This is a genomic window from Actinocrispum wychmicini, from assembly GCF_004345645.1.
Classification (GTDB): Bacteria; Actinomycetota; Actinomycetes; order Mycobacteriales; family Pseudonocardiaceae; genus Kibdelosporangium; species Kibdelosporangium wychmicini.
This window is the reverse complement of record NZ_SLWS01000003.1, coordinates 330423-344789: the sequence shown is the minus strand read 5'-3', so window position 1 is coordinate 344789 and position 14367 is coordinate 330423. Positions and strand designations below refer to the sequence as shown.

Annotated in this window: 12 protein-coding genes and 1 pseudogene; 4 read left to right on the top strand and 9 right to left on the bottom strand. The window is 69.5% G+C overall.

Features of this window, described 5'->3' with window-relative positions:
• Positions 1 to 169 precede the first annotated feature (169 nt).
• Positions 170 to 1705 (top strand): alpha/beta hydrolase, encoded by a 1536-nt coding sequence (locus EV192_RS15800; protein WP_132116774.1) that lies wholly within the window; start codon positions 170 to 172, stop codon positions 1703 to 1705.
• Positions 1706 to 1729: 24 nt separating this feature from the next.
• Here the strand turns inward: EV192_RS15800 and EV192_RS15795 are convergent, their stop codons facing one another.
• A complete protein-coding gene (locus tag EV192_RS15795) occupies positions 1730 to 2299 on the bottom strand; it encodes a CGNR zinc finger domain-containing protein (RefSeq protein WP_207926071.1) in 570 nt (189 codons plus the stop codon).
• 93 nt (positions 2300 to 2392) lie between these two features.
• Between EV192_RS15795 and EV192_RS15790 the strand changes: the two genes are divergently transcribed.
• Positions 2393 to 3718 carry an MFS transporter gene (locus tag EV192_RS15790; RefSeq protein WP_132115897.1) on the top strand — a complete coding sequence of 442 codons (1326 nt, stop codon included), beginning with the start codon at positions 2393 to 2395 and terminating at the stop codon, positions 3716 to 3718.
• A 26-nt stretch (positions 3719 to 3744) separates the two neighbouring features.
• Here EV192_RS15790 and EV192_RS55755 read toward each other — a convergent pair.
• Positions 3745 to 4209: pseudogene (locus EV192_RS55755) on the bottom strand (flavin reductase family protein); the annotation flags it as partial.
• Between the two features lie 27 nt (positions 4210 to 4236).
• Here EV192_RS55755 and EV192_RS15780 point away from each other — a divergent pair.
• Together EV192_RS15780 and EV192_RS15775 are read left to right on the top strand one after the other, a co-directional pair.
• The gene (locus tag EV192_RS15780; RefSeq protein WP_132115893.1) at positions 4237 to 4797 is read left to right on the top strand and encodes a GNAT family N-acetyltransferase; all 561 of its coding nucleotides are present in this window, start codon (positions 4237 to 4239) and stop codon (positions 4795 to 4797) included.
• Between the two features lie 18 nt (positions 4798 to 4815).
• Positions 4816 to 6354 (top strand): amino acid adenylation domain-containing protein, encoded by a 1539-nt coding sequence (locus tag EV192_RS15775; RefSeq protein ID WP_132115891.1) that lies wholly within the window; start codon positions 4816 to 4818, stop codon positions 6352 to 6354.
• Positions 6355 to 6563: 209 nt separating this feature from the next.
• On the opposite strand, the gene EV192_RS15770 is transcribed toward EV192_RS15775, so the two are convergent.
• Genes EV192_RS15770 through EV192_RS15740 form a run of 7 tightly spaced genes read right to left on the bottom strand, consistent with a single transcriptional unit; the run spans position 6564 to position 14364 of the window.
• Positions 6564 to 8948, bottom strand: coding sequence for a condensation domain-containing protein (locus tag EV192_RS15770; protein ID WP_132115889.1), 2385 nt, complete (start codon positions 8946 to 8948; stop codon positions 6564 to 6566).
• An 11-nt stretch (positions 8949 to 8959) separates the two neighbouring features.
• Positions 8960 to 10504, bottom strand: coding sequence for an AMP-binding protein (locus tag EV192_RS15765; protein WP_132115887.1), 1545 nt, complete (start codon positions 10502 to 10504; stop codon positions 8960 to 8962).
• Complete coding sequence (locus EV192_RS15760) at positions 10501 to 11460, bottom strand: hypothetical protein (RefSeq protein WP_132115885.1); 960 nt, start codon at positions 11458 to 11460, stop codon at positions 10501 to 10503. The genes EV192_RS15765 and EV192_RS15760 overlap by 4 nt, the downstream gene beginning before the upstream one ends.
• Positions 11457 to 11966, bottom strand: coding sequence for a 4'-phosphopantetheinyl transferase family protein (locus EV192_RS15755; protein ID WP_132115883.1), 510 nt, complete (start codon positions 11964 to 11966; stop codon positions 11457 to 11459). Before EV192_RS15755 ends, EV192_RS15760 begins: the two co-directional genes overlap by 4 nt.
• Positions 11963 to 12943 carry an acyl-CoA dehydrogenase family protein gene (locus tag EV192_RS15750; protein WP_132115881.1) on the bottom strand — a complete coding sequence of 327 codons (981 nt, stop codon included), beginning with the start codon at positions 12941 to 12943 and terminating at the stop codon, positions 11963 to 11965. The genes EV192_RS15755 and EV192_RS15750 overlap by 4 nt, the downstream gene beginning before the upstream one ends.
• A complete protein-coding gene (locus EV192_RS15745; RefSeq protein ID WP_132115879.1) occupies positions 12936 to 14087 on the bottom strand; it encodes an acyl-CoA dehydrogenase family protein in 1152 nt (383 codons plus the stop codon). Before EV192_RS15745 ends, EV192_RS15750 begins: the two co-directional genes overlap by 8 nt.
• A gap of 34 nt (positions 14088 to 14121) precedes the next feature.
• On the bottom strand, positions 14122 to 14364 hold the full coding sequence (locus EV192_RS15740) for an acyl carrier protein (protein ID WP_132115877.1): 243 nt from the start codon (positions 14362 to 14364) through the stop codon (positions 14122 to 14124).
• Positions 14365 to 14367 lie beyond the last annotated feature (3 nt).

The window sequence follows — 14367 nt, the reverse complement described above, 5'->3', positions numbered from 1 at the left end:
GCGAACGTCACACCGTCTACTCCATCCGAACGCCGGTACCCGGGCCTGGTCCGGAGTGTGAGGCTGGGCCTTTGCTTTCGTCGCCAAGAAAGCGACAAGGAGGGGTGGCGTGACACGAAGATCAGTCAAGGCACGGTTCGCGGTCGTTGCCGGGATTCTGGTCGCGGGCATGGGGCTCGCGGTGCCGGCGAACGCGGACCCGCTCGCGGACACCGACGCCGCGGCCGCACCCGTGCAGTGGGGTGCGTGCCCGCCCGGCTCACTCGACGGTGTTCCCCCCGCGGAACTCCCCCAGTTCAGCTGTGCCACGTACACGGTGCCGCTGGACTACCAGCACCCCAGGCGCGAGACGATCTCGCTCGCGCTGATGCGCCGGACGGCGAACAAGGCCGGCCAGCGGATCGGGTCGCTGTTCCTGAACCCGGGCGGTCCCGGCGGTCCCGGCTTCGACCTGCCGACGGTCGGCGGCTTCATCTTCCAGCCGGCCGTGCTCGACCGGTTCGACCTGATCGGATTCGACCCGCGCGGCGTCGCCCGCAGTACGCCGTTGCGGTGCTTCAAGACCAACGAGGAGGCGAACGCGGTCCTCAGCCGGATCACGGTCGTTCCCGTGACCCGCCAACAGATCTCCGACACGGTCCAGGCGAGCATCGACTACTCCGGCTTCTGCGCGCGCAACGCGGGCGACCTGCTGGCGCACATGTCGACCGCGGACGTGGTCCGTGACCTCGACCTGCTGCGCCGCGCGGTCGGCGACCGGAAGCTCAACTACGTCGGATTCTCCTACGGCACACTGATCGGCGCCACCTACGCCAACATGTTCGCCCGCTCGGCCAGGGCGATCGTGATCGACGGCAACGTCGACCCGCGGCTGCGCACCAACAACGGCGTGGAGTACGACCGGGAACGGGCCCAGGGCTTCGAGATCTCGCTGGACGCCTACCTGAAGCGGTGCGCCGTGGAAGGCCCGAAGTGCGCGTTCAGCGCGGGCAACCCCCGTGCGAAGTTCGACGAGATCCGCGACCGCCTGCGGCAGGGGCCGATCGCGGTGCCCGGCGGCGGCCAGATCACGCTGGACTCGTTCACCAGCACGGTCGCCGGCACGTTGTACAGCCCGTCGCAGCTGGCGCCGCTCGCCGCGGCCCTGCAGGGTGTATACAACATCCTGCATCCGACTTCGGCGCTGACCGCGAATACCGTAGACAGCCTGAAGGTGTTCAGCCAAACGAACAAGGTTGCCACACGCGATTCGCGGGCCGACACCCCGTACACGTCCGACGACTCGTACTTGGGCGTGAACTGCACGGACAAGCCGTTCCCCAGGGTCCCGCAGCTGGTGCCGTTCATCGCGTCGTCGTGGGAGCGGGAATCGCCGACATTCGGGCGGTACCAGGCTTTCCAGGACACCCTGGACTGCGCGAGCTGGCCGCTGCGGCACCCCGATCCGTACCGCGGACCGTGGGACCGCTCGACCGCCAACCCGGTGCTGGTGATCGGCAACTTCTTCGACCCGGCCACCCAGTACAAGTTCTCCCAGCGGATGGCGCGGGAACTGGGCAACGCCCGGCTGCTGAGCGTGGACTCCTTCGGGCACACCATTCTCGGCGGGTCGGTCTGCGCCGACACGATCACCACCGACTACCTGATCAACCTCAAGGCCCCCCGGCCGGGCGTGGTCTGCCAACCCACCCGGCAACCTTTCTGACGCTCTGAACCGCCAGGCCACCGCTCACCCTTGGGGGGCGGTGGCCTGGTTTCGTTGGGCGTAGGCACGGACTTTGGCGCGGTTCCCGCAGACGCGCATGGTGCACCAGCGGCGGGCGCCTTTGGCCGAGGAGTCCCAGAAGACCCAGGCGCAGTCGTCCGCCGGGCAGCGGCGGATCCGTGACCAGTCGCCGGTCCCGACCGCTTGAGCGTAACCGGCCGCGATGGTGCCGAGGGCGGCCCGGGTCGGGGCAAGCCGGTACGGGCGTAGCACCGGTCCCCATGCCGTGACCGACGCTACCAGGGGCAGGCGGCCCAGAGTCGTGGTCAGGTGCGCTAGTGCCGCCGGGTCTTCCGAGCCGCTGTTGTTGCGCAGGGCCAGGAAACGCAGGCCGGATCTGAGGTCGAGGGCCAGCCGGTGGTCGGCGTGGGACACCTTGGTGCCCGCCGGGAACAGGTCCCGCTCGGCCAGCCAGGCGCCGAGCGCCGACGGACCGGCCGCGAGGTCGTCCGCGCCGGTCTCGACGTCCACAGTATTCACGAATCCCAGCACCGGCTCCAGCCAGTCGGGCAGTTCGCGCGCCACTCGTTTCACCGTTCGCCTCCACTTGACACCCACAGGCTAACTCTTGAACAGTCCTAACCCGTTAAGTGCGTTCTATGGTTAGTGCCGAGAGGAGAAAGCCCCGTGTCCCCACAGACGGCGTCTTCCCAGGAGCATGACCCGCCGAAGGTGCGGGCGAACCGCAACGAGTGGCTGCTGGTGACCTTCACCGCGACCACCAACGTCGCCGACGCGGTGACCAGGGTGGCATTACCCCTGCTCGCGGTACAGCTCACCCACTCCCCCGCGCTGATCGCGCTGGTCGCGGTCCTGCTCACGTTGCCGTGGCTGCTGACAGCGCTGCACGTCGGTGTCTTCGTCGACCGGAAGAACCGCCGCACGCTCATGTTCGGCGCCGAAACCGCCCGGATGATCGCGATCGGCGTCCTGCTCGTCTGCTACATGACCGACTTGGTGAGCCTGCCGCTGATCTACGTCGTCGCGATCGCGTTGGGTGTCGCCGAGGTCGTGGCGATGACCTCGGGTGCGTCGATCATCCCCAGCGCCATCCCGAAGGCCCGGTGGCAGACGGCCGGTGCCCGGATCACCGCGGTCGAGTACCTCTGCAACGGTTTCGTCGGCGCCCCGATCGGCGGTGTGCTCGTCGCCGCCGGGTTCGGCATCGCCCTGGGCACCACCAGCGTGATCTACGTGCTCGGCGCGGTCCTGCTGCTGTTGCTGGTCGGCAACTTCCGGGTCGAGCCCACCAGGGAACGCCGGTCGATGAACCTGGAGATCAAGGACGGTCTCACCTTCCTCTGGCGGCAGAAGCTGTTGCGTACCATGGCTTTGCTCATCGCCGTGATGGCCGGGTGCTGGGCCGCGTGGCTGGCGGTCATCCCCGCCTTCGCCATCGAGGGCCCGCTGCACCTGAGCGAACGCCAGTACGGCCTGCTGCTCACCTGCCTCGGCGCCGGTGGCGTGCTGGGCACCGTGGTGGTCGGCCCGATCAACCGGCTGCTGGGCCGGCGGTGGTCGATGTTCGTGGACATCATCGGCTCGTTCGCGCTGGTCGCCACCCCTGTCGTGGTTCCCGCCGCGCCCAGCAGCGCCATCGTGGTCGGGATCGGCGCTTTCCTCGCCGGGCTCGGCGGGACGATGTGGACGGTCAACGCCCGGGTGATCTACCAGACCCTGGTCCCGAACGACATGCTCGGCCGGTTCAGCGCGGCGAGCAGGCTGGTCGGGTGGGGCACCGCGCCGATCGCCGCGGCGATCGCCGGGGTGCTGGCCACCACCACCAACTACCGGATCGCGTTCGGCGTGTTCGCGGTCATCTGCGTGGTGCTGGTCATCCCGTTCCTGCGGGTGGTGACCGCGGCGGCGGTGGCCGAAGTGGACAAGCCGGAGCCCGAGGAGACCCCGGCCGAACCAGCCGCCGCCGAGCCGGCCGTGGAGCCGGCGCGGTGACGACCGGGGTCGACGCCGACGTACCGTCCGCCGCTGAACAGCAACGGCTCCCCTGGCCCCAGCTCGCCGCACGCGGCGACCTCGCCGAGCACTATCGCGTGGTCGCCGCCGGGCAGCAGCTCGTGGACCCGGCAGTCGAAGTAGGCCAGGCCCTCGCCCAGCACCAGGCAGCCGGTCACCGGCGCCCGACCGGTCGCCACCCCGGCGAACGCGGTGGCGTCGGCCAGCCGGGTCCGGTTGGCGAACCACTGGGCCTGCCACCGTTGCTCGGCGGCGAGGACGGTCGCGGCGAAGACCCCGGACTCCTCGATCGCCGACAGCAGCCGCGAACCGCGCTGCAGGCAGACCAGGACCAGGGCGGGGTCGAGCGAGACGGTCGTGAAGGAGTTGACCGTCGTGCCCACCGGTGAGTCGTCGGCCATCGTCGTCACGACCACCACGCCGGTGGCGAAGCTCGACGCCACCCGGCGCAGTTGTGGCTTCTCGTTCATCGTGTACGTCCAATCCGGGGTTGAGAGATGATCATCAAGCGAATCGCGCCGCTGTCCGCGGCGACCTGGCCCGACCTCGAGGACCTGTTCGGCCGCAACGGCGCCTGTGTCGGCTGCTGGTGCATGTGGTGGCGGACAGGCAAGAACGACTACAGCGCCGGCGCGGGCAACCGGCGTGCGTTGAAGGGGTTTCTGAAGACGGACGTGTCCGTCGGCCTGCTGGCGTACAGCGACGAGGACCGGCCGGTGGGCTGGTGTGCCGTGGCGCCGCGCTCGTCGTACCCGCGGTTGGCGCTCACCGCTGTCGGCCGGGCCGGCACCGACGAGGACGGCCGTTGGGCGGTGCCGTGCTTCTACGTCCGGCCCGGCCACCGCCGCCGCGGGTTCACCGACGACTTGCTCGCCGCCGCGTGCGAACACAGCCGCGAGCACGGCGCCACGATCGTCGAGGGATACCCGACCACGAGCCAGAAAGCCCGGACCGACGACCTGTTCGTCGGCACCAAGAACCTGTTCGCCCGGCACGGCTTCGTGGTCGTGCGGCAACCCACACCCAAACGGGTCGTGATGGAACGCAGCTTCGGCTGACAACACCAGGAGCACACCATGGATCCGACCGGCACGCTGTACACCTGGGTGCGCGCCACCGCGGACGCGCACCCGGCCGCGCCGGCCCTCGAAGTACAAGGCCGCGTACTGAGCTACTCGGAGCTGCTGGACGTCGCCGACCGGTTGGCTGGCCGGCTGGTCGAGGCGAACGGCCGGCCGCCGCGTGCCGTCGGGCTGCTCGCCGCCCGCAGTCTCGCGGCGTACGCCGGCTACCTCGCGGCCCTGCGTTGCGGTGCGACCGTCGTACCGCTCAACCCGAAGTTCCCGGCCACGCGGAACCGGAACATCTGCATACTGTCTAACGTAGACGTTGTGGTGGTCGACGACGAGGGCACCGGCCGGGCCGCCGAGGTGACCTCGGACGTCACGTCGGTCGCGCTGCTCGGCCCATGGGAGGAGCAGCTGCGGCCGTGGGACGGCCCGGTGCCGGCCGACCTGGACGCGGTCGCGTACACCTTGTTCACGTCGGGCTCGACCGGTGACCCCAAGGGTGTGTCGATCCGGCACCGGAATGTCCGGCCGTATATCGAATACTGCGTCGACCGGTACGGCGCCGGTCCGGGCTGCCGGTTCTCCCAGACCTTCGACCTCACGTTCGACCCGTCGGTGTTCGACATGTTCGTGTCGTGGTGCTCGGGCGCCACCCTGGTCGTACCGCAGAACGACGAGATACTCACCCCGGTCCGCTTCATCAACGAACGACGGATCACCCACTGGTTCGCCGTGCCGTCGGTGGTGTCGATCGCCCAGCGGCTGCGGATGCTGCGGCCGGGCTGCATGCCCGACCTGCGGTGGAGCCTGTACGGCGGCGAGCAGCTCACTGTCGGCCACGCTCGCGCGTGGGCGGCCGCCGCGCCGAACAGCAAGTTCGAGAACCTTTACGGCCCCACGGAAATCACCATCGCCTGCGTCGGCTACCGGGTGCCGGCCGAGTGGCCGGCGACGTCCAATTCGACCGTCCCCATCGGACAGATCTATCCGCATCTGGAAGCCGTCCTGTTGGACGAGAACGGCACCGCCACCGACGACGGCGAACTGTGCGTACGCGGACCGCAACGGTTCGACGGCTACGTCGACCCGGCGCACAACGCCGGCCGGTTCGTCCGGTACGAACCGGGTGGGCAGGCCCGCGACCACGACGGGACCCCCACCCCGGACTGCTGGTACCGCACTGGCGACCGCGTCCGGTACGAGAACGGCGAGATGGTCCACCTCGGCCGGTTGGACGACCAGATCAAGGTCTCCGGCTACCGGGTCGAACTGGGCGAGATCGAGTCGGCGCTGCGGGCGCACCCGGCCGTCACCGACGTGATGGTGGTGGCGGTCACCGGCGACGATGGCGTGACCGAACTGCATACCGTCTACACTGGAACCGCGGTGGACGATGCCGACCTGGAGAACCTGGTGGCCGTACTGCCGAGCTACATGCGGCCGCGCGGATACCACCACCGCGAAGCGATGCCGACCAACGCGAACGGCAAGATCGACCGAAGGCGCCTGGCCACGGAACTCACCGAGCCGGCCCCGGTGAGCTGACCCAGCCCCGACCGACCCGGTCTTCAAGACCCACCAACCCCCGGGTTGGTGGGTCTTGAAGACGGGCCAGACCCCCGGTTGGTGGGTCTTGAAGACCGGCCTGGCCCCGGGTTGGTGGGTCTTGAAGACCGGCCTACGTCGGGGCTTGGGGTGGCGACCAAAAGACCCGCGCGGCTGGGCCGCGCGGGTCTTCCTGGTCGGTCTCGTCTTCACTTTTGCTGCCGGAGCCGGGTGATCGCTGCCGCGATCTCGGTGATGGCCGGTGGCTTGAGCAGGCTGTAGTGGTCCGCCGCGACCCGCAGCCGGGTCGGCGGCCGGGTGAACTGCTCGGACCACTGGTCGAGTTGGTAGTCCGCCAGGTCCGCGCCGACGATCAACGCCGGGCCGCCCAGGCGGTGCTGGCTGGCGTACGACGTGGCCGCCACGGTGTGCCGGCGGAAGGTTGTCCACCGGTCCAGCAGCATCGCGGTGGACACCGGCTGGCCGGCCGCCGCGGTCAGGTGGGCGGCGAGGACGGCCATGGCCAGCTCCGGGTCACCCGCGGACGTCCGGGCGGGTGAGCCGTCCAGGGTCGCGCCGAGCGAACCGGCCATGGCCGCGGCGAACGTGTCGTAGACCAGTTCGTCGAAGTCGTCGCCGGGTTCGTAGCCCAGCGGCGGGGTCGAGTCGATCGCGGCCACCGGCACACCCGGGTACGCGGCGGCCATCTCGAACGCGACCTGCCCGCCCATCGACCAGCCCACCAGCAGGTCCGGCCGGCCGTCCAGGTCGGCGCGGAACACCTGGGCCATCTCTGGCACGGACGTCATCGGCGTCCGCTCCTGGGACACCGTGATCCGCCAGTCCGCGGGCAGCGCGGCGGTCAGGTCACGGTAGTCCTGCACGCTGCCACCGGCGCCTTGCAGCAGGTGCACGTGTGGGCCGCCGGTGCCGGCACGCAACTCGATCAGTGTCCCGTCGGCACCCGTGTCCTCGGCGGAGATCTGGTCGGCGGCCCGGCGCGGCGTCGGTTCGGTGAGCCACCGGGCCACGTCCAGCGCGACACCGGTCTCCGCCTCGATCGTGGACATCAGCTGGACCACTTTGAGCGACCGGCCGCCGGTGGCGAAGAAGTCCTCGTCCGGGCCGGCCGGACCGGTGCCCAGGACCTCCGTCCAGGCCCGCCGCACCTGGTCGAGCGCGGCCGACTTGGGCATCTCGGTGGCGCCGATGTCCGCCGGGGTCAGCTGGTGTTCGACGTACGCCGGCCCGGTTTTTGTCCGAATGTCGAATGTTGACATTCGGACATTCGAGTCCGCCCCACCGGCCGACAGCACCGCGTCCATGTCGTGGAACAGGCGCAGCGCGGTCTCCCGCTCGTAACGGCCGGAATTGTATTCACAGTCGATCAGGTAGCCGTCGTCAGTCTCCAGTATCCCGATGCCCATGTCGGTCCGCGCCGCCCGGTTCGGTGCCAGCCGCATGTGCAGGCCGACATCGCCGAGGCTCAGGTCGTTGCCGATCGGGCCGAGATAGTTGAGCAGCATCGGGATCGCGTCCCGCAGCCGGGTCTGCGCGGTCTCGGTGAGACCGCCGTACACGACCGGGAACGGCACGGCCTGGTGCGCCAGCGAGGCCCACATGTCATCCCGGACCCGCTCGATCACGTCGCCGAAGCTCTCGTCGCCGGACACCCTCGTCCTGGCGAGCATCAGGTTCGCCGTGTACCCGACGAGCGCCTGTTCCTGCTGGGTCATCCGGTTCGCGGTGACCACACCCGTGCACACGTCCGGACCGCCCCCGCCGTGCCCCAGTGTCGCCTGAAAGGCCGCGAGGACGATGACGAACGGCGTGGTGAAGTACTGCTTCGCCAAGGCCGCGATGCCGTCGACAGCGTCGTCACTGAGCGCGAACCGGAGCATCTCGCCCTTGCCGCCGGTCCCGGTGTACCGGTGGTGGTCGGCGACGACCGTGGTGGTCACCGCGCCGTCCAGCACGTCCCGCCAGTACTTGACGCTGGTGTCCCAGCGGCCGTCCGTGCGGGCGGCCTGGGACTCCACGACATACTCCCGCAACGACGGCGGCTCGGTGTCGAACACGGGCGGTTTCCCGTTGACAGCGGCCACATAGGCGGTCGAGAAGTCCGCCATCAACAGTTGCACGGCCCACCCGTCGACGAGCGCGTGCTGGAACGTGACGAGCAGTTCCCGCTCGTCCCCGACGGTCACCGAGGTGAGCCGGGCGAGCGGCGCCTGGTCCAGGTCGAACGACCGGCTGTGGATCTCCTCGGCGATCAGCCGGATCAACTCAGTCGCGGGGACCGAGCCCGGGTCGTCGATCGTGACCCACTCCGGCTCGGTCTCGACGTGGTCGGCGATGGCCAGTTCGATGGCGCCGTCCCGCTGGTGCAGGGTGCCCCGCAACGCCTCGTGCCGGTCGGCCAACGCCTGCCACGCGACCGCCAGCGCGGCCGGGTCCAGTGCCTTGTCGCACGCCAGTCGCCAGGTCAGGTTGTAGACGGACTTGTTCTTCGCCCGGTGGTGCACCCACCACAGCGCCTCCATCATGGCGCTGGCGGGAACCGCCCGGGGAAGTGTCTTGACAGCCTGCGTCATTGCTTGTCCTCTCAGCCGACCAGCGGCATGATGTCCGCGGCCAGCCGCTTGCGGTCGACCTTCCCGTTGGGCGCCAACGGGATTCCGTCGCGGTGGTGGTAGCTGCGCGGCCGCATGTAGATCGGCAGGTCGGCGACGAGGTCGGCGAGGTGGTCGTCGGACAGCGGGTCGCCCGCGTACACCGCGTGCAGGTCGGCCTCGCCGTCGTCGGCCTTCACGGTGATCACGACGACCTCGGTGATCGCCGGGTGGCGGCGCAGCACGGACTCGATCTCGCCCAGCTCGATCCGGTTGCCGCGGACCTTGACCTGGTCGTCGATCCGGCCGAGGTGGACCAGCTGGCCGCTTTCCCGCCGGACCCGGTCGCCGGTGCGGTAGTAGTGTTCCTTGGTCAACGGTTCGTCGCCGTCGTACAGTCGACCCACACCATCCACAAAGGACACGAACCGGCCGACGTTCTCACTCGCGTCCAGGTAGCCGGGGAACCGTTGCGGGCCGCGCACGCACAGCTCGCCGTGCTCGCACGGCATCAGGTCCTCGTCCACCAGGACGTGCTCCAGGTGCGGGAAGATGTCGCCGATCGGCATGGAGGTGTTGGACGTCTTCGGCACGAGCGAAGGGTCCGTGGGCACGGCGTACGCGGAGCAGATGACCGTCAGCTCGGTCGGGCCGAAGCAGTTGTCGATGATCCCGTTCGGCGCGGCCACCTGCCACGCCTCCACCTGTTCCATGGTGAGCTGCTCGCCGCCGAACATGGCCCGCCGCAGCGTCGGCATGCTGCCCGGCGCGAGCGCGCGCAGCCGTCGGGCGAACGAGATGATCGACGGGACCGACATCCAGTGCGTCAGCCGCTTCTCGTTGACGAACCGGACCGGCGCGAACACGTCGCTGTGCTGGGCGACGCACAGGGTGGCGCCGTTGCCCCAGCTGGTGAACAGCTCGGCCACCGAGCCGTCGAAGAACAGCTCGAAGGTCTGCGAGACCCGGCAGGTCGAGTCGAACCCGAAGCGCGGGAACATGTCCTTCAGCAACGACGTGATGTTGCCGTGCGTGGTCGGCACGCCCTTCGGCTTCCCGGTCGACCCTGACGTGTAGATGATGTACGCGACGCTGTCCGGGTCGTGGTTCAACGCGGGCAACCGGATGCCATCCGGGGCGTGGTCCCGTTGCTCGGTGAGATCCAGCACCGGGATGCCGGCCTGCTGCGGGTACGCCGGCAGCTGGTTGCCGGCCGTGTCGTCCACAATGGTCAGATCGAGGCCGGCGTCCTTGGTGATGGCCAGGTTCCGGGCCACCGGGGCGCCCTGGTTGAGCGGCACGACAGCGGCGCCGAGCCGGTGGATGGCCAGGTAGCCGACGTAGGTCGCGGGGCTGCGCGAGGTCAGCAGGCCCACGCGGGTGGGCAGGCCACCGGCGGCGTGCATGATCCGCGCCGCCATCCGCTCGACGGCCGCGTTCAGCTCGTCGTAGGTCATCGTCTGGCCGGTGACCTCGATGGCGGTGTTGCCGCCATGGCGCTCCACCGAGGTGCGGAACAGGTCGTAGAGAGTGGTCATCGTGCTTCCCTTCGCGATGCGGTGAGGATCTGGTCTTCGGTGGGTTCGATCTCGAGGAGGTGCCGGAAGGTCTGGCGCAGCAGCGTCGGCCGGGCCCGGCCACGGCGGGCCGAGTCGACCGCGAACCGCAGGGCACTGGGCAGTTGGGTCCACGCGGACACGGCTTCCGTGTATCCCTGTTCGGGCTCGGTGGAGCGCGCGGCCAGCCACCGGTACCGGAAGACCCGGTGGGCGGCGGCGGCCCACAGGTCGTCCAGGTGCCGTTCGGCCATCTGCGGGGAATCGGCGAGGTGGTCGGCCAGGAACGGCAGCACGTGCTCGGCACCGACCAGCCAGCCGTCGTCCAGCGCCCCCGGCGCCGGCGCGCCCGCGACCCGCCGAAGCCACAGTGGACCGACGGGAACCGGTACCGGCACCGGGAATCCGAACGCGAGGCTGTTGCGGGTGTGCTGCTCGGCCGACCATCCGGCGGGCAGCACCATGGCGTCGGTCAACTGCGCGGTGGAGAGCCACCCCACGTACGGGCGCTGCTCCCCGGCGGGCAGCAAGCCCGCGAAACTGTCGACCACGTGCCACGAATCGCCGCTGCGCCCGGTCACGAGGAGCCAATGTGGTGCTATGGCGCCTTGTTGCCGCGACGGCGACCACGGCAGACGGGATCCGTCGGTGACCACCAGGACTCGGCCCTGACGGCTCAGTTCACCGATCAGGCTCACCAGCGCGGCGCGCGGCGGCAGCGTCGCGTACCGCAGCCGGGTGCCGTCCGGCATCAGGTCCAGCGGGTACCGATGGTGCGAGAACTGCAGCCGATCACCCTCCAGCCGAACCGCCAGCCGGACCGACCTGGCCACGTGCGAGTCCACATCGGACATCTCGGTGTCCAGGTAGCCGGCCAGGTTCGCGGTATAGCAGGACAGTCCGGCGAACCGCTCATGCCTTCTCGGCTCGACCGTCATGACATCTCCCGGTACGCGCAACTGGCCGGGACCGGACTGCGTCCCCGCAACGACACCCAGCGGACCCCCTGCCAGGTCCCGGCCCGCTGGCCGACGTCGACCGGGATCCGCCACGGCAGTCCGGCCAGGCCCTGACCCGTGGCCTTGACACACGCCTCCTGCGCCGTCCAGATCCAGGCGAACTCCACGTCCCGATCGGCCATCCCGGCGAGTGCTACACCTGTCTCACTGGTGCAACACCGACGGATCAGGCCGTCGGTCGCCCGCTCGGGGACCTGGACGTCCACCCCCACGTCCACGCCGACACCGACCGCGGCCGCCACCCACTCACCGGAGTGGGACAGGCTGATGGAGAGATCAAGCCGGCCCGGCAGGAAAGGCCGACCGTTGGGCCCGTTCACGACTGTCGCCGGGCTGGCTATCAACCGGCACAACAACTTCCTCGCCGCCGCCGACTCCCCCACTTGCGGAGCCTTTGGCGCGACCGCCACCCGCACGGACCTCATGGCGTGATCCCCAGCAGACCTGCGGCGTGCTCCGCGATACCGCTGAGCATTGCCCCGCTCGCGCCACCGGCGATGCCGAACATCGCCGTCTCGGCGCGCAACGCGGCAGGACCGTCGGGGCGGAAGGCGTCGGCGCCTTGGAGTTGGACGCACTCGGTGAGCACCAGATCGAGGCTTTCCGCGGTGGCGGCCTTCAGGAGCATGCTCGACAACGGGTCGTTGTCAGCGGCCATCCCGTCCAGCCGTCGCAACTCCACCAGGCACCGGGCGAAGCGGGCGCGGATCGCGTCGTTGCCCCATAGCCCGCGCGCGTTCAACCGTTGATACGTGTCGGTCAGCACTCGTCGGCAGATGGCCCGAGCCCAGTGCCAGCCGACGATCCGTTCGGTGGCCACGTGCCGGGCGAAGGTGGGCAGGCCGCGACCTGGCGGGCCGAGCAGGTGGTCACGGTCCAGCACCACGTCGTCGAACCGCAGGTGTCCCAGGCCGGAGCCGTCGAACAGCCGCCCACCGGCGCGCTCCGTGTGCACCCCCGGCGCGCCGGTGGGCACCAGCACCCACAGGAAGCTGGTGAAGTGGTGCTGTGGCCGGTGCCGTGCGAGCACGAGAGCGTAGTCGGCGGTGCAGGCGTTGGTGATCCAGGACTTTCCGCCGTTGATCCGCACGGTGTCGTCGGTCAGTGCGGCTGTGGTGCCCAGGGACATCAGGTCGGAACCCGACGCGGCGCTGTCGGTGACCGCCAACGCGAGCATCGCCTCACCGCGCTGAGCCGCGTCACGTGCCTTGATCACGGGCTCGGTGTCCGGTGCCGCACGCAGGATCGGCAACGCCGTGGCGATCTGTACACACACCGAGAGAACCGTGCCGACCGGGTGCCTAGCATCTAATGTATACAGAAGACTGTCGACATTAGCCTCGTCCAGCAGGCCGTCCCGTCCCAGGGCGCGCCAGACCTCCCGGGTGTCCGCGTCAGCCAAGGCGCACCTCCTGGTCCAACGCGGCCAGCGACCCGTTGACGAGGTACAGCCGGTCGTTGGCGTAGTTCAGCGACGCCGACCGCAGGTCACGCAACGCGCGCTCCAGGTACAGCGGGGACGTGCGCAGGTAGCCGTGCCGCAGCCCGACCAGTTCCACCAGGTCGTTGACGGCCGCGAAACACTGCTCGGCCGCCTGGATCTTCAGCGTGTTGATCAACAGCTGCACCGGCGGGGCGGACATGTCGGCCGTATCGTTTACAGTATACAATGTGTGGCGTAGCAGGGCGTGTACGGTGTCGAGCCGGGCCCGGATCTTGGCCAGCCGGGTGAGCAGCAGCTCGGACTTCATGTCGAACTGCCGCCGCCCCTCGGGGGTACGCATCAGTCGAAGGACACGCGACAGCGCACCGGCCGCGGTCCCCAGCCACGCAGCTGACCAGCCCAGATGCGCCATCGGTCCGAACAGTTCGGCGACGATCGACCGGAATCCGCCGGGCTCGCCGATCACCTGATCCGACGGCACCGACCCGGTCAGCCGCATCGGAACGCTGTACGTCGCCCGCATGCCCATCGGCTGCCAGCCGCCAGTGACGGTCAGGTCCAACTGGTCGCGCGTGGCGTAGACCAGTGACACCTGGGTCGGCGCGGTGGCGTCCGGGGCGAGCGTGGTGATCAGGAAGCCGTCGGCATGGGTGCCGCCGGTGACGATCGGGGCGTCCCGGTCGATCCGCAACTGCCCGCCGCCGGCGACCACCGGCGACTCGGACGTCAACAGGTGACCGCCCTTGCCGCGCTCGGTCGTCACCGACGCGAGGTACAGATCGCCACGGCCCAACGCGGGCAACAGCTCGTCGCGCAGCTTCGGGCTGGCGTACCGGACGAGCGTTACCACCTGCTGGCAGTGCATCGCGAAGATCATCCCGACCGACATGTCCACACGGGACAGCCGCATGGTCACGTCGACCACGTCGCCAAGGCTTCCGCCACGACCGCCGTACTCAACTGGCACACACAGCCCGAGCAAGCCACTGGCCCGCAAGGAATCGAGCGCTTCTGTCGGAAACATGGCTTCCGCGTCGGAGCGTTCCGCGTAGCGCGCGGTCGTGTCCAGAACGTCGGCGATGCCCGGCAGGACGGCGGTCATGATGCCGCCTCCGCGGGGAAGAGCACGTCGGCGGTCATGACGGCTCCCGGCGCAGCTGGGCCACTTCGGCCCACAGCCCGCCCACGGTCTCGAACGTCGAGTCGACGAGCTTGTCGTCCGGGATCATCACGCCGAAGTTGTCCTCGACCGCGAACAGCAGCTCGATCGCCTGCATCGAGTCCAGTCCGAGGTCGCGCAGCCGCGACGACTCGGTCAGCTCCTGGTCGCCGGCGTACTTCAGGAACGGCCGCAGCATCACGGTGAATTCGGGGTCCATGGC